The sequence below is a fragment of the Butyricimonas synergistica DSM 23225 genome (assembly GCF_000379665.1).
In the GTDB taxonomy this organism is placed as follows: domain Bacteria; phylum Bacteroidota; class Bacteroidia; order Bacteroidales; family Marinifilaceae; genus Butyricimonas; species Butyricimonas synergistica.
In genome coordinates this window covers 40,440-57,433 of sequence record NZ_KB903374.1, presented here as the reverse complement: position 1 = coordinate 57,433, position 16,994 = coordinate 40,440, and the positions used below count along the sequence as shown (strand labels likewise).

The following is a 16,994-nucleotide window of genomic DNA, read 5'->3' as shown; positions in this document are numbered from 1 at the left end:
AGATTGAATTTTAATTCTTAGCATTACAAATTTATTCTTTTTTAATGAAGAGAGAATTAAAAAAAGATAAATTTGTAGGCAAAATCATCAAAACTTATAAAAATAAAACGATTCATGAGAACTCTCGTTAGCCTATTCCTGTTAATATCACTACTTTACTCGTGCCAAGAGGAAAATAGAAAAAAACAACCCGTGGACTGGGTTGACACTCAAATCGGCTCCGTGCATTGCCGATGGTTTTTCTACACGCCTGCCGCCCTCCCCATGGGAATGGCAAAACTAGCCCCGACAACGAACGCTTACGGGAGTTACGGAAGTTGGTTGCCTTGCGGCTATGACGACCGTCATTCCTCGATTGAGGGGTTCGCTCACTTCCATGAATTTCAAATTGGAGGAGTCGTGACTATCCCGACCACGGGTACGCTGAAGACGCTCCCCGGTTCCCTCGAGAATCCGGACGAGGGGTATCGTTCCCGTATTGACAAAAAAACAGAATACGCAACGCCGGGATATTATTCTGTAAACCTCACGGATTACAATATTAAAGCGGAACTCACGGCAACAACCCGCACGGGGTTCCACCGCTACACATTCCCGGCATCCGCCGAAGCCCGCATTTTGTTCGACATCGGTCACAAACAAGGCGAAAGTGCCACAGTAACAGATGCCGAAATAACCTATCACCCGGAAAACAACGAAGTAACCGGATGGGTCGAGAATTACCCGATTTACGCTACCTTTTGCCAGCCCGACGGGAAAGTTAAAATTTACTTTGCGGCGAAAATAGACAAGAAGCCGGAATCTGTCGGTACATTTATCAACGACAAGATCAGTGAGAACACAAACACGACGCACGGTGTAGGATGCGGATTATTCTTGAACTTCTACACAAAAGAGCGGGAACAAATCCAAATGCAAATGGGGTTATCCTACACGAGTATCGAAAACGCCCGTAATAACCGGGAAACGGAAGCTGCAAACAAAACATTCGACGACGTGAAAAATAGCGCCCGCAACACATGGAACGAAATGCTGGGACGCATACAAGTCGAGGGAGGCACAAATGAAGACAAAACTAAATTTTACACCGGATTGTATCACGCTTTGCTCGGCAGAGGCATTTCCAATGATATCAACGGACAATTTATCCAACACGATAGAACCATCGGACAAATTCCATTGGACGAAAAGGGGCAACCTCTTTACTCGCACCACAACACAGACGGAATGTGGGGAGGTTTCTGGAATCTCACCCAAGTATGGACGCTTGCCTACCCCGAAATCTATTCCGGTTACGTGAAATCCAATCTCGACTTTTATAAAAATTCCGGTTGGTTACACGACGGAGAAGCCGCAGGAGTTTACACGAACGGGGTACAAACCAATTTTCAAGGATTAGTCATTTGCGCGGCGTATCAAGCCGGAATCCGGGATTTCGACATCCCGAACGCTTGGGATGCCGTGCGTAAAAACGAACTGGGATACATCGGCAGGGACATGGGCAAGGGGAAATACGATAACGAGTACTTTATCAAAGGTGGTTACGTGCCTTTAAAAGATTATCACTACCCCAACGGCTGGACATGCAATTTCGGGGCATCCCACACGTTGGAATACGCTTTCAGTTGCTATGCCGCGGCTCAACTAGCAAAAGCCCTGGGCAAAACAGCAGAACACGACACGTTAATGCATTACTCGTACGCATACAAAAAACTTTTTGACCCGGAAACGAAATATATGCGCCCACGAGAAGAAGATGGCACATTCATGCAAGATTTCGACCCGATGAAAGGCTGGAAAGGCTTCCAAGAGGGGAATGCCGCTCAATACACGTGGTATGTTCCCCACGACATAAAGGGGCTGATCGACCTCATGGGTTTGGAACTATTTAATGAAAGACTTGAAAATACTTTTACAGAATCCCGCCATACACTTTTCGGCGGAGGGAAAGAAATTGACAGTTTCTCGGGAGTCGAAAAATTGTATAACCAAGGGAATCAACCTTGCTTGCATGACGCATGGTTATTTAATTACTCCGGGAAACCGTGGTTAACTCAATTATACACACGTTTGCTTTGTGATGAATTTTACGGGGTAACACCTGAACACGGTTACGGATACGGGCAGGATGAAGACCAGGGACAATTGGGAGCCTGGTACGTGCTGGCAGCCATGGGCTTGTTCGACGTGCAAGGCGGAACAAACATCACGCCCTCCTACCAAATCGGTAGCCCGAAATTCAGCAAGATCACGATTAAACTAAACCCTAAATATTATTCCGGCAAAGAATTCGTGATCGAAACGGAAAATAGTGCCCCGGAAAACTATTACGTTCAATCCGCCACACTAAATGGGAAACCGCTAGAAAATTGCTGGTTTTATCGCAAAGAAATCATGAAAGGCGGGCATTTGAAACTGAAAATGGATTCCGTTCCCAACACCCGTTGGGGGATCGCATCCATGCCATATTCCAAGTAATAAATAGAGGCATTCCGATGGAACGCCTCTATTTTTAATATTATCAACTGATACTTTATTTCACTTCCCAAACGTCACCGCTGTTCAATAAATCTTCAACACAATGAATCGGTGATTTTACTTTCACGTCTTCAATTTGTCCTTCCAAAGCATCATTGTAAGTTACACCTTCCACATCGCGGATCACACCTAATGCCACGGGATATTCCGGCGCTTTCATGTGTACCAGCATCCAATGTATAGAGGGATTTACGCTATGTGCATCATGTACCATAATGTCGTCAAGAGTGATTCCGTCTTTGCCGATCTCCACAACTTTCAACTTTCCGGCTTTCATATCGAACATGATACCTTTATCTTTATTCTTTCCGAAAACCATCGGTTCGCCGTGCTTCAAAATCAACTGACGATCCTCTTTCATCTCTTTATCAGTAATAGCAGAGTGAGCCCCGTCGGCAAAAATAACGCAGTTCTGAAGAATCTCCACAACAGCGGTTCCTTTATGACGCACACCCGCCTCGATCACTTCTGCCGTCAAATTGATATTCATATCCAACGAGCGGGCAAAGAATTTCCCTTGTGCACCGATTACCAATTCCCCCGGGTTAAACGGAGTTTCGATCGTTCCATAAGGAGAAGTTTTCGTCTTAGTTCCCAATTTCGTGGTCGGAGAATACTGACCTTTCGTCAAACCGTAGATCTCATTATTGAACACTAAAGTGGTAATATCAATGTTCCGGCGGATAGCGTGAATAAAGTGATTACCCCCGATAGCTAACGCATCACCGTCACCGGAAACTTGAAGAATATTCAATTTCGGGTTAGCACTCTTTGCCCCGGACGCAATAGCGGCAGCACGCCCATGAATCGTATGGAATCCATACGTGTTCATGTAGTAAGGGAAACGGGAAGAACACCCGATTCCGGAAATAACTGCCCACGATTCTTTCGGGTACCCCAATTCAGCCATGGCTTTCTGCACGGAGTTAATGATACCATGGTCACCGCAACCCGGACACCAACGAATCTCTTGGTTGCTCTTAAAATCTTTCGGTGTATATTGTTCTGCCATGATTATTTTCCTAATAATTCGGTTATTTTTTCTTTCAACTCAACTACCGTGAAAGGTAATCCAGCTACTTTGTTATACTGATAATAATTGTAATGCGGGAATTTAGCTCTCAAATATTGAGCAAATTGTCCCAAGTTCAACTCGCAAACGATGATTTTCTTGAATTTGCCAAGCACTTCGTCCGTATTTTTCGGAAGCGGGTTGATAAAGTTGAAGTGAGCCAAACTTACGTCTTGACCTTCTTCTCTCAATTCACGCACAACCGAATACAAGTGACCGTAAGTACCACCCCATCCAACAACAAGCACATCACCACCATCTTGGTTTCCGAAGATTTCTTGTTGCGGAATATAGTCAGCTATTTTAGCCACCTTAGCATCACGCAAATCCGTCATCACCTGATGATTCTCCGGCACATAGCTAATCTCTCCAGTAATATTTACTTTCTCCAAACCGCCGATACGATGTTCCAATCCTTTCGTTCCCGGCAAAGCCCACATTCTGGCTAAAGTTTCCGGATCACGTGCATAAGGTTTGTAATCATCACCTTCTTTGGCTACTCTCGGCGTAATAGCCGGGAAATCTTTCAGAGAAGGAATTTTCCAAGGTTGAGCGCCGTTTCCAAGATAACCATCCGTCAACAAAACAACCGGAGTCATATGTTCAATAGCTATTTTAGAAGCCCAAAAAGCATAATCAAAACAATTTCCCGGGGTACTTGCAGCAACTACCGGCATAGGGCTTTCACCATTACGTCCGTAAAGAGCTTGCAATAAGTCAGATTGTTCTGTTTTCGTGGGAAGACCGGTAGAAGGACCTCCACGTTGAACATCAACGATAACCAAAGGCAATTCAGCCATAACTGCCAAACCGGCAGCCTCGCTCTTCAAGGCAAGACCGGGTCCCGAGGTTGTTGTAATAGCCAAATTCCCAACGTAACTTGCACCGATTGAAGTACAAATTCCGGCAATCTCGTCCTCTGCCTGATAAGTCTTAACCCCCAAGTCGCGTCTTAACGCCAACTCTTGCAAAATATCCGTTGCCGGAGTAATAGGGTAAGAACCGCAGAACAAAGGCAAATTAGCCTTTTCAGCAGCAGCCAAGAATCCCCATGCCGTAGCTTTATTTCCGGTGATCGTACGATAGCGCCCTTTCTCGATTTGAGCGGGAGCCACATTGAAATGCACTGCCAGCGCATGAACATTAGAAGCGTAATTAAATCCGCTTTCCAACACTTTCACGTTAGCTTTAGCGATTTCCGGCTTTTTAGCAAACTTCTGATTGATAAAATCTCTCGTGTGATCTACCGTACGATCGAACATCCAGTAAATCATACCAAGAGCAAACATATTCTTACATTTAACGATAGACTTTTGATCCAGGCCACTGTCTTTCAAAGCTTCTTCCGTCAAAGTTGTGATCTTTACAGGAATCACGTTATAATCTTGCAAGCCAACATCTTCCAGCGGGTTTTCTTTATACCCGGCTTTCTCGATATTCTTGTCATTAAATGCATCTAAATTCACGATAATCGTCGCACCCTTTTTAGCCCAACGCAAGTTGGCTTTCAGCGCGGCAGGATTCATCGCCACAAGCACGTCAGCAAAATCACCCGGCGTCTTTACCGGATTATTTCCAATATGTACCTGGAAACCAGAAACACCACCTACTGTACCTTGCGGGGCACGAATCTCAGCAGGATAATCCGGAAACGTTGATACACCGTTTCCAAATAAGGCTGCAGCATCCGAGAACTGCGAACCCGTTAATTGCATTCCGTCTCCCGAATCTCCCGAAAAACGAATTACAATGTTCTTTTTGTCGATAACTTTTGTCTTTTCACTCATGACTTAGTTACTTGTTCTTTAATATTAGATTATAAATAATATACTATAATATCACACTGATTTTATGTTGTAAAACATGCGTAAAGGTAGCCAATACAAATATCTAAACAAGTTTGTATCAAGATTTTTTTCTTTCCAGATATTGCCTTGACAATCAAGACCAAACATGTTAAAAAACATATTTTTCAACCCATATAAAATAAAACCGTTCTAAAGAAGAACCGGTTTCCCGTCGTTTTTTTGTTACTTTCCCGTTACAGTTGAAAATTTAAATGAAGAATTTTCCTTTCAAAATGGAACAAATGCTAGGCAAAAATTGTATAAATAATAAGTTTTGTATAATTTTATCGAACAAAAGGTACATAATAACCTATTTAAAATAAGACATATTACCATGAAATATTACTTGATTCTTCTTTGCTTGGTAATAGGGATCGCAAGTTGCGGAAAGAAATCAAAACTCTCTGATTTTATTGAAAATCCCGACGATCAGAATCCTTACACGATCAGTTCCACTCACGTGGGCATCATTCAAAGAGGTACGAACATCAACCAATTGTACTCGCTATACCCCAAAAAACAAATCAAACTAATAAAAAACAAAGGCGGATTCTTCAATCAAGAATTTGACGATTACAACGTGTATGACCGGGACGGAATATTGCTATTCACAGCGACTCCGGAAGTTTCAGGGGATACCAGTTCATATATAAACCGGATCATTATCCGGGATACGATTTTCAAAACAGCCGAGGGCATCGGACTGAACTCCACACTGGGAGAACTCCGGGACGCTTACCACAATATTCACTTTCTCCCTTCCTCGGGTGAGATCGTTGTTTCCGTTCCAAAAGTCAGCACCAACTTCTTAATCAATAAAGCAAATCTGGATGATTCATGGTGGGATAATACGACCAATGACATCATAGAAAAAAACATCCCGGACAGTACACAAATAGACGGTGTCGTGGTATTCTGGAATACCAAAGAAGCCGCATCCAAAGTTCCTGCCGTGTTTACCGCAAACTTTTGGAACGAAATGTTAACTAAATTAATTACCTGGTGCGTGATACAACTACCCTCTATCGCTATTTTAATAGTACTCTTTGTTTCCTTGCTGCGAGCTTTGCGCTTCACGGTCAAAAAGATGAAAAAAATAGCCACCACCAAAGCCCACAAAGCAGCAGACATTGATGACGGAGAAGCAGAAAAACGTATCAACACACTCACGGGTATTATATATGGTATCGGAAGAATCTTCTTATGGGTCATCTTCCTACTGATACTCCTCGGTAAATTCAATATCAATATAGCTCCCATCCTCGCCAGTGCCGGTATTGTCGGCTTGGCAGTCGGTTTCGGGGCACAAGAACTTGTCCGGGATTTCATTTCCGGATTCTTTATCTTATTGGAAGACCAGTTACGAACCGGCGATTGGGCTGTTATCAACGGCACGGAAGGACTGGTTGAAAAAATCGAGTTACGAACCGTAACCCTGCGGGATAGCTCGGGAGTCGTACACATTTTCCAAAACGGAAAAATTGACACGCTTTCCAACATGACCAAAGAATGGTCTGCAATCGTGCTAAACATAGGCATTGCCTATAAAGAAGACACGGATAATGCCGTGGCACTCATGCAACAAGTCGGGGATGAAATGCTCAATGATCCTCAATACAAAGACATCATGCTGGAACCTGTATCCATCAGTGGAGTAAATGATTTCGCGGACAGCGCCGTGATGATTCGTCTTGTACTCAAAACCAAACCTATGCAGCAATGGACTGTCGGACGAGAATATCGCCGAAGATTAAAGAAATTATTCGACGAAAAAAATGTCGAGTTCCCATTCCCATACCGTAGTATCACGTGGGGAGATAGTTCCAACCCCATCAGGCTAAAAATAGAAAAATCAGATTCGGATATTTCCGATATTCCAAAATAACTTCTATCTTTTAGTTTTTAACTTTAAACTTATATCGTATTATGGCCAGATTTCTAAAAGATCGGACAAAATCACAAGGAGCAGCACCCGGTTCACTCATTTTTATCGGGAAGCAAAAAATGACCAAAAACTCCATCCATGTCATACAATATACACAGGAAGGGGTCAAGGAATTTTTCCCCGAAACCATGAACGGCATCCACGATATGGTTTCCAATGATCATATGACATGGATCAATATCTCCGGTCTTCAGAATACAAGCCTTATTGCCGAAATGGGGAAGGCTTTCGATATCTCTTCCCTATTTTTGGAAGATATCCTAAACACAGACCAACGTCCCCGTTTCAGCGAGGAATCCGATCACCTGTATATCATTGCCAAAACATTCTACCTCGGAAATGAAGATAACGTGGTTCATATGGAACAACTCTCCTTTATTGCAGGTTCCCACTACCTTATCACCATACAGGAAACGGATGCCGATTATTTCAAAGATGTAAAGAAACGCCTTTATGACGGAAAAACCCGTATCCGCACCTTTGGAATAGACTATCTATGCTATGCCTTGCTGGACACACTCGTGGATAGCTATATTATCAATCTGGAAATACTGGGAGCCGCTATTGAAGAGAGAGGAAGGAATATTCTTGACTCTGACGCAAAAACAATAGAAGATCTTTATCATTTTAAAACAGAGTTATCTTATATACGAAAAAATGTTCGTCCTTTTAAAGAAGTAACAACCCGCTTCACGAATTGCGACTCCCCTTTAATCAACGAACGCACATTCACTTACTTGCATGACTTGGACGATCTGGTTCTACAAGCTCAAGAAGCCATAGAAATTTACTATTCCATGGTATCAGATCAAATAAACCTCTACCAAACTAATACCAGCAACCGCATCAATGATGTCATGAAAGTATTGACCATCTTCTCCGCCATCTTCATCCCCCTCACCTTCATCGCTGGCATTTACGGGATGAACTTTAAATATATGCCGGAACTCGATAACCCTCATGCCTACTTCGTTCTGTGGGGGATCATGATTGTTATCACGATCATCATGCTCCTTTATTTCAAACGAAAGAAATGGCTCTGACAATTACTAAGCCTGTCCTTGTGGTCCCATATCCAGCGGGAACATTGGTGCGCCGGGAGCACCACCTTCCGGCAGATTAATCTTCCCGTTATTCATTTCAAATTTACGGATATTATCCTGTAAAGCCAACATCAAACGTTTTGCGTGTTCCGGGGTCAAAATAATACGACTTTTCACGTCCGCTTTGGGTACTCCGGGCATGATACGAATAAAATCAACAATAAACTCGGACGTAGAATGAGAAATGATAGCCAGATTAGCATAAGTACCTTGCGCGACCTCGTGACTAAGCTCGATATCAAGTTGTTGTTTCTTTTCTTCCATAATATTAGATTATAGTTATAAAACAATAGAGGCACCTTTCGGCGCCTCTATCTTATTTTTATTTTTCAAGTCTCTCGAGGTCAGACTTAGAACCTACGATCATACTTCTAAATTCTTTCATACCCGTACCAACCGGAATCAAGTGACCGCAAATCACGTTCTCCTTCAATCCTTCCAACGGATCGACTTTACCATAAATTGCTGCTTCATTCAATACCTTCGTGGTTTCCTGGAATGATGCTGCAGAAATAAAGCTTGACGTCTGCAATGCCGCACGGGTAATACCTTGTAATACCTGAGCAGAAGTTGCAGGTACCGCATCTCTGGCTTCAATCACCTTCAAGTCACGACGTTTCAATTGTGAATTGATATCCCGCAACATACGTACAGAGATAATCTGTCCCGGTTTCACCCGATCCGAATCTCCGGCTTCAAGTACAACTTTCTTACCGTAGATAGAATCGTTCTCTTCCATAAATTCACTCTTGTCAACAACTTGATTCTCCAAGAATCTCGTGTCGCCGGCATCCTGAATCAATACCTTACGCATCATCTGGTGTACGATAATCTCGAAATGCTTATCATTGATCTTCACACCCTGCATACGATATACATCCTGTACCTCGTTCACGATATATTCTTGTACTTTAATCGGACCTTCGATATTCAAGATATCAATCGGGGTAATCGCACCGTCAGACAGCGGGGTTCCGGCACGCACGTAGTCATTCTCCTGAACCAATATCTGTTTTGACAGAGATACCAAGTACTTCTTCACCTCTCCGGCTTTAGAAGTCACGATAATCTCGCGGTTACCGCGTTTGATCTTACCGTAAGTAACCTCTCCATCAATTTCAGATACGACTGCAGGATTCGACGGGTTACGAGCCTCGAACAACTCGGTAACTCGAGGAAGACCTCCCGTGATATCGCCTGCTTTACCAACAGCCCTCGGAATCTTAGCGATTGTACTACCTGCCGTTACTTCAGCACCTTCTTTTACAACGATATGAGCGCCTACCGGTAAGTTGTAGCTCTTGATCGTGTTGCCTTCCTTATCATTGATACGAAGGGCAGGAGCTTTCATCTTATCACGGAACTCAATGATAATCATTTCTCTAAATCCGGTCGTTTCGTCAGATTCTTCCTTGTAGGTTTCACCTTCAATCAAGTTCTCCAACCCGATCGTTCCGGCAAATTCGGTAATGATCAAAGCATTGAACGGGTCCCATTCGCAAAGCAATTCCCCTTTATCGATTTCCTGTCCATCCTTCACGAACAATTTTGCTCCATAAGGAATAGCATGGGAAATCAATATAATATTTGTATTTTTATCCAGAATACGCAATTCCGTCAAACGTCCTACAACAACATCACACGTAGTGCCGTTATCCAGAACGTGTTCAACAGAACGCAACTCTTCAAATTCAACGTAACCATCGTACTTCGCTTTCAAAGAGTTCTCGCTGGAAATATTTCCAGCGGTACCTCCCACGTGGAAGGTTCTCAATGTCAACTGTGTACCCGGCTCTCCGATAGACTGTGCGGCAATAACCCCGACAGCTTCTCCCTTCTCAACCATACGGCTCGTTGCCAAGTTACGCCCATAACATTTAGCACATACACCTTTCTTCGCCTCACAAGTCAACACGGAACGAACTTCCACCCGCTCGATCGGAGATTTCTCGATAATATCTGCAATAACTTCCGTAATTTCATCACCTGAAGCCACGATCAACTCGCCGGTATTCGGATGATAAATATCATGTACGGAAACACGTCCCAATATTCTTTCAGACAAAGAAGATACAATTTCTTCGTTATTCTTGATAGCCGAAATTGTGATACCCCTCAATGTACCGCAATCTTCCTCGGTAATCGTGATATCATTCGCCACGTCAACCAAACGACGAGTCAAGTATCCCGCGTCTGCTGTCTTCAATGCCGTATCCGCCAAACCTTTACGAGCACCGTGGGTTGAAATAAAGTACTCCAACACCGAAAGTCCCTCTTTAAAGTTTGCCAAAATCGGGTTCTCGATAATCTGAGCACCGGCAGCTCCTGATTTCTGCGGTTTTGCCATCAATCCACGCATACCGCCTAACTGACGAATTTGCTCACGAGATCCACGGGCTCCGGAATCCAACATCATGTAAATGGAATTGAATCCTTGGTCGTCTGCCGCCAACTGCTTCATCAAAGTAGAAGTCAAATTAGCGTTAACGTGCGTCCAGATATCAATAATCTGGTTATATCTTTCATTATTGGTGATGAATCCCATGTTATAGTTAGCCATCACCTCTTCTACTTGGTCATATCCCTCCTGCAACAAGTCTTGCTTGTTCTCGGGAACGATAACGTCACCCAAGTTGAATGACAATCCACCTTCGAACGCTTTACGATACCCCAAGTCTTTGATATCATCCAAGAACTTAGCAGTCACGTCCACACCGCAACGTTTGAACACGTCACCGATAATGTCACGCAAAGCTTTCTTCGTGATTAAAGTATTAATATACGGATAATTCTTCGGGGTAAACTGATTCAAAATCACACGACCGACAGTAGTCTTAATCATGTGTTTTATCGCATTACCATCCTTATCGACATCATCAATTTTTACTTCAATCTCGGCATGTAAATCCACAGCCCGTTCATTGAAAGCAATAATAACTTCCTCCGGGGCATAGAACTTCAAGCCTTCACCCTTCACGCCTTTCCTTGGTTTCGTGATATAGTACAAACCGAGTACCATATCTTGAGAAGGCACCGTAATAGGCGCACCGTTAGCAGGGTTCAAAATATTATGAGAACACAACATCAAAATCTGTGCTTCCAACACAGCCTCATTACCCAACGGCAAATGCACTGCCATCTGGTCACCATCGAAGTCGGCGTTGAATCCGGTACAAGCCAAAGGATGCAAACGAATAGCCTTACCCTCAATCAATTTCGGTTGGAATGCTTGAATACCCAAGCGGTGCAGGGTCGGTGCACGGTTCAATAAAACCGGATGACCTTTCAACACGTTTTCCAAAATATCCCAAACGATCGGGTCACGACGATCCACGATCTTCTTTGCACTCTTCACCGTCTTCACGATACCACGCTCGATCAACTTACGGATGATGAACGGCATATACAACTCGGCAGCCATATCCTTCGGAAGACCACATTCGTGCATCTTCAAATCTGGACCAACGACAATTACCGAACGCGCGGAATAGTCAACACGCTTACCCAACAAGTTCTGACGGAAACGTCCTTGTTTACCTTTCAAACTGTCGGACAAAGATTTCAACGGTCTGTTGTTTTCAATCTTAACTGCATTGGACTTACGAGAGTTATCGAACAATGAATCCACGGCTTCCTGCAACATACGTTTTTCATTACGTAAGATCACATCCGGAGCCTTGATCTCGATCAATCTCTTCAAACGATTGTTACGGATAATTACCCTTCTATACAAATCGTTCAAATCGGAAGTTGCGAAACGACCACCATCCAACGGAACCAACGGACGCAATTCAGGTGGTATCACAGACAACACCTTCACGATCATCCATTCCGGTTTATTAATTTCTTTGCTCTCACGGAAAGCCTCCACTACCTGCAAACGCTTCAATGCTTCATTCTTTCTCTGTTGAGAAGTCTCCGTGTTCGCCTTATTTCTCAAGTCATAGGACAAATCATCCAGGTCCAGACGCTCCAATAGCATAGAGATCGCCTCGGCACCCATCTTAGCGATGAATTTATTTGGATCATCATCATCCAAGTATTGATTATCCGTCGGAAGTTTATCCAAAATATCCAGATACTCTTCCTCCGTCAAGAAGTCCATTGTCTTAATACCAGTATCACCCATGATACCCGGGTTAACCACCACGTATCTCTCGTAGTAGATCACGGTATCCAATTTCTTGGAAGGCAAACCCAACAAGTAACCGATCTTATTCGGCAATGATTTGAAATACCAGATATGAGCTACCGGAACAACCAACTGGATATGCCCCATACGCTCACGTCTTACCTTCTTCTCCGTCACCTCGACACCACAACGGTCGCAAACGATCCCTTTATAACGGATACGCTTGTACTTACCGCAATGACATTCGTAATCCTTCACCGGTCCGAAAATACGCTCGCAGAACAAACCGTCACGTTCAGGTTTGTAAGTACGATAGTTTATCGTTTCCGGTTTTAGTACAGCGCCACTAGACCGTTCCAGAATCTCTTCCGGAGAAGCTAGTCCAATCGCTATTTTAGTAAAAGTCTTTACTTTATTGTCTTTTCTGAAGGCCATATTTATGATTTTAGATTTCAGATTTTAGATTTACGATTGCATAGAATCATAAATCTAAAATCATAAATCAACAATTATATTAAATTTACGCTCAATCCTAACCCGCGAAGTTCATGCAACAACACGTTGAAAGACTCCGGAATTCCGGGATTCGGCAGAGGTTCACCTTTCACGATATGTTCGTAAGTCTTCGTTCTTCCCATTACGTCATCCGACTTCACGGTCAAGATTTCCTGAAGGATATGCGAAGCACCGAAAGCCTCAAGTGCCCAAACCTCCATCTCTCCGAAACGCTGACCTCCGAATTGAGCTTTACCTCCAAGAGGTTGCTGGGTAATCAACGAGTACGGACCGATAGAACGAGCATGCATCTTATCGTCAACCATGTGTCCCAACTTCAACATATAAATCACACCCACGGTTGCCGGCTGGTCGAAACGATCTCCCGTTCCTCCGTCGTACAAGTACGTGGTACCGAATCTAGGCACACCTGCTTCATCCGTATATTTATTGATATCATCAAGTGTAGCACCATCGAAAATCGGGGTGGCGAATTTCACTCCCAAGTTCTTGCCTGCCCAACCTAACACAGTTTCAAACACCTGTCCCAAGTTCATACGAGAAGGCACACCTAGCGGATTCAAACAAATGTCGACCGGAGTTCCGTCAGACAAGAATGGCATATCTTCCACCCTTACCACGCGAGAAACAATACCCTTGTTACCATGACGTCCTGCCATCTTATCACCGATTTGCAATTTACGTTTCTTAGCCACGTAAACTTTTGCCATCTTGATGATACCCGTGGGAAGTTCATCCCCAACAGTAGCGTTATATTTCTTACGTTTAATCTGTCCCTCGATCTCTTTGTACTTGATGATATAGTTATGCAACAAGTCACGGATCATATCATTCTTCTGCTTGTCAGTCGTCCACTTGTTCGGGTTGATCTGCAAGAAATCCATATTCTGAAGCATCTTGTAAGAGAATTTCACTCCCTTCGGAACAATATCCTCGTTCAAGTAATTCTTCACTCCCTGTGAAGTCTTACCATTCACAAGCTCGAATAACTTATCGATCAACAAAGAAGTAAGATCACCGACTTTACGTTGGAACTGCTCGTCTAACTCAGCTAACAGATTCTTTCCGGCAGCCTTCGTCTTACGGTCACTGATCGTGCGTTGGAATAACTTCTTGTCAATAATCACACCCTTCAAAGACGGAGAAGCCTTCAAAGAGGCATCCTTCACGTCACCCGCTTTGTCACCGAAAATAGCTCTTAGCAACTTTTCTTCCGGACTCGGGTCTGACTCTCCTTTCGGGGTAATCTTACCAATCAAAATATCGCCCGGCTGGACACGAGCCCCGACACGAATGATTCCGTTTTCATCCAGATCTTTCGTGGCTTCCTCGCTCACGTTCGGGATATCAGCCGTCAACTCCTCAAGACCACGTTTGGTTTCACGAACCTCCAAAGAGTATTCGTCCACGTGAACAGAAGTGAACACATCATTCCGAACAATATTCTCGGAGATCACGATAGCATCCTCATAGTTATATCCTTTCCAGGGCATGAATGCCACCTTCAAGTTACGACCAAGTGCCAGCTCCCCTTTCTGAGAAGAATAACCTTCCGTTAATATCTGTCCTTCCTCCACCCGCTGACCTTTTCTCACGATCGGTTTCAGCGTGATCGTCGTACTTTGGTTGGTACGCTGATATTTTGGCAAATAATATTCTTTCGTGTCAGGCTCAAAACTTACAAAAGCCTCTTCTTCCGTACGGTCATATTTAATCACGATCTTACGTCCGTCCACGAAAGCAACACTACCGGGACCTTCTGCCACTATCTGTGTTCTGGAATCCTTAATCAGGTTACCTTCCAATCCGGTACCCACAATCGGAGATTCCGGAGAAATGATCGGAACTGCCTGACGCATCATGTTAGATCCCATCAACGCACGGTTTGCGTCATCATGCTCCAAGAACGGAATCAAAGAAGCCGCAATAGAAGCGATCTGGTTCGGCGCAACGTCGATCAAATCAACTTCCTCACCTGATGCCATCGGGAAATCGGCATCCTTTCTGGCCTTTACCCACTTGTTGGAGAATTTCCCATCTTCATCAATCGGCGAACTTGCCTGAGCAATCACCAACTCCTCCTCCTCCTCTGCAGAATAATATTTCACTCCTTCTTCGGACAAATCAACCACCCCATTGTTCACTTTGCGGTAAGGGGTCTCGATAAACCCGAGATCATTGATCTTCGCATACACGCAAAGAGACGAGATCAAACCGATATTAGGTCCTTCCGGAGTCTCTATCGGACACAAACGACCATAGTGAGTGTAGTGTACGTCACGGACCTCGAAACCTGCACGATCTCTAGAAAGACCACCGGGTCCAAGAGCGGACATACGTCTTTTGTGAGTTATCTCGGCTAACGGATTGGTTTGATCCATGAACTGGGATAACGCGTTCGTTCCAAAAAACGAATTGATTACTGAAGACAAAATCTTCGAATTAATCAAGTCAACCGGGGTGAACACCTCGTTATCGCGCACGTTCATTCTTTCACGAATCGTACGAGCCATACGAGCCAATCCAACTCCGAATTGATTATATAATTGTTCGCCAACAGTACGAACACGACGATTACTCAAGTGGTCAATATCGTCCACATCCGTCTTGGCATTTAACAAACGAATTAAATACTTGATGATCTCGATGATATCCTCTTTCGTCAAAATCCGGATATCCGGGTCTGTTGTAAGATTCAATTTCTTGTTCAACTTGTAACGTCCCACGTCACCCAAATCGTAACGTTTGTCCGAGAAGAACAGTTTATCGATTACATCACGTGCGGTTGCCTCATCTGGCGGCTCCGAACTACGCAATTGCCTGTAGATATGCAATACGGCTTCTTTCTCTGAGTTACAGGGATCTTTTTGCAGCGTGTTGTATATAATAGCATAATCTGCCAGGTTTTGCATTTCCTTGTGAAGAAGAATCGTCTTCGCTCCGGATTCGACAATCGCATCAATATGCTCAGGCTCCAGTACCGTTTCACGATCAACGATAATCTCGTTACGCTCGATAGAAACGACTTCACCGGTATCTTCATCAACGAAATCTTCAATCCAAGATTTCAAAACACGAGCAGCCAAACGTCTGCCAACGACTTTCTTCAACCCTGTACGGGAAACATTCACTTCATCTGCAAGACCGAATATTTCAAGAATATCCTTATCCGTTTCAAAACCAATCGCTCTCAAAAGAGTCGTCACGGGTAATTTTTTCTTCCGGTCGATATACGCGTACATCACGTTATTGATGTCCGTGGCGAACTCGATCCAGGAACCCTTGAACGGAATAATTCTCGCGGAATAAAGCTTCGTACCATTCGCGTGGATACTTTGCCCGAAGAAAACGCCGGGAGATCTATGTAACTGAGAAACTACCACTCGCTCTGCCCCATTGATCACGAAAGTACCTTTCGGGGTCATGTAAGGAACATTTCCTAAATATACATCCTCAATAACGGTATCAAAATCTTCATGTTCCGGATCCGTACAATACAACTTCAACTTTGCTTTCAAGGGAGCCCCGAAGGTCAAACCTTGACCCAAGCACTCCTCAATCGTGTAACGAGGGGGATCTATAAAATAGTCCAAAAATTCTAAAACAAAGTTGTTTCGTGTATCAGTTATAGGAAAATTTTCCTTGAAAACCGTGTAAAGGCCTTCATTCTTTCTGTTCTCAGGCGTGGTACCTAATTGAAAAAAGTCCTTGAAAGACTTCAACTGCACCTCAAGAAAATCAGGGTATTCCAACTGATTTTTTATCGATGCAAAGCTTATTCTATTGTTTGAATTATATGAAGACATCTATTATTTTTTTTGAACCTAAACAATCATAACAA

General features: G+C 43.7%; 8 protein-coding genes. 3 read left to right on the top strand and 5 right to left on the bottom strand.

Going from position 1 to position 16,994, the window contains the following annotated elements:
* The first annotated feature begins 114 nt into the window (after window positions 1-114).
* Complete coding sequence (locus tag A3CY_RS0119555) at window positions 115-2,478, top strand: GH92 family glycosyl hydrolase (RefSeq protein WP_026207900.1); 2,364 nt, start codon at window positions 115-117, stop codon at window positions 2,476-2,478.
* 55 nt (window positions 2,479-2,533) lie between these two features.
* Here A3CY_RS0119555 and A3CY_RS0119550 read toward each other — a convergent pair whose 3' ends face one another.
* Window positions 2,534-3,550 carry a 2-oxoacid:ferredoxin oxidoreductase subunit beta gene (locus A3CY_RS0119550; protein WP_018339643.1) on the bottom strand — a complete coding sequence of 339 codons (1,017 nt, stop codon included), beginning with the start codon at window positions 3,548-3,550 and terminating at the stop codon, window positions 2,534-2,536.
* A 2-nt stretch (window positions 3,551-3,552) separates the two neighbouring features.
* Window positions 3,553-5,397 carry a 2-oxoacid:acceptor oxidoreductase subunit alpha gene (locus A3CY_RS0119545; protein ID WP_018339642.1) on the bottom strand — a complete coding sequence of 615 codons (1,845 nt, stop codon included), beginning with the start codon at window positions 5,395-5,397 and terminating at the stop codon, window positions 3,553-3,555.
* Between the two features lie 394 nt (window positions 5,398-5,791).
* On the opposite strand from A3CY_RS0119545, the gene A3CY_RS22780 reads away from it, so the two are divergent.
* Entirely contained in the window at window positions 5,792-7,342 is a 1,551-nt protein-coding gene (locus tag A3CY_RS22780) for a mechanosensitive ion channel family protein (RefSeq protein WP_018339641.1), read from the top strand.
* Window positions 7,343-7,383: 41 nt separating this feature from the next.
* Entirely contained in the window at window positions 7,384-8,445 is a 1,062-nt protein-coding gene (corA, locus tag A3CY_RS0119535; protein WP_018339640.1) for a magnesium/cobalt transporter CorA, read from the top strand.
* Window positions 8,446-8,451: 6 nt separating this feature from the next.
* Here the strand turns inward: corA and A3CY_RS21725 are convergent, their stop codons facing one another.
* The 3 genes from A3CY_RS21725 to rpoB all read right to left on the bottom strand — a co-directional run bounded on the left by A3CY_RS21725 (window position 8,452) and on the right by rpoB (window position 16,959).
* Complete coding sequence (locus tag A3CY_RS21725; protein WP_018339639.1) at window positions 8,452-8,769, bottom strand: DUF3467 domain-containing protein; 318 nt, start codon at window positions 8,767-8,769, stop codon at window positions 8,452-8,454.
* Between the two features lie 58 nt (window positions 8,770-8,827).
* Window positions 8,828-13,072, bottom strand: coding sequence for a DNA-directed RNA polymerase subunit beta' (gene rpoC / locus A3CY_RS0119525; RefSeq protein WP_018339638.1), 4,245 nt, complete (start codon window positions 13,070-13,072; stop codon window positions 8,828-8,830).
* A gap of 74 nt (window positions 13,073-13,146) precedes the next feature.
* Window positions 13,147-16,959: a DNA-directed RNA polymerase subunit beta gene (rpoB, locus tag A3CY_RS0119520; RefSeq protein WP_026207898.1), complete on the bottom strand. Its 3,813-nt coding sequence runs from the start codon at window positions 16,957-16,959 to the stop codon at window positions 13,147-13,149.
* Window positions 16,960-16,994: the final 35 nt, after the last annotated feature.

Bases quoted from the DNA above. Each gene is read 5' to 3' on its own strand.
- A3CY_RS0119555 (WP_026207900.1), top strand. From the start codon at position 115: ATGAGAACTCTCGTTAGCCTATTCCTGTTAATATCACTACTTTACTCG.
- A3CY_RS0119550 (WP_018339643.1), bottom strand. From the start codon at position 3,550: ATGGCAGAACAATATACACCGAAAGATTTTAAGAGCAACCAAGAGATT.
- A3CY_RS0119545 (WP_018339642.1), bottom strand. From the start codon at position 5,397: ATGAGTGAAAAGACAAAAGTTATCGACAAAAAGAACATTGTAATTCGT.
- A3CY_RS22780 (WP_018339641.1), top strand. From the start codon at position 5,792: ATGAAATATTACTTGATTCTTCTTTGCTTGGTAATAGGGATCGCAAGT.
- corA (WP_018339640.1), top strand. From the start codon at position 7,384: ATGGCCAGATTTCTAAAAGATCGGACAAAATCACAAGGAGCAGCACCC.
- A3CY_RS21725 (WP_018339639.1), bottom strand. From the start codon at position 8,769: ATGGAAGAAAAGAAACAACAACTTGATATCGAGCTTAGTCACGAGGTC.
- rpoC (WP_018339638.1), bottom strand. From the start codon at position 13,072: ATGGCCTTCAGAAAAGACAATAAAGTAAAGACTTTTACTAAAATAGCG.
- rpoB (WP_026207898.1), bottom strand. From the start codon at position 16,959: ATGTCTTCATATAATTCAAACAATAGAATAAGCTTTGCATCGATAAAA.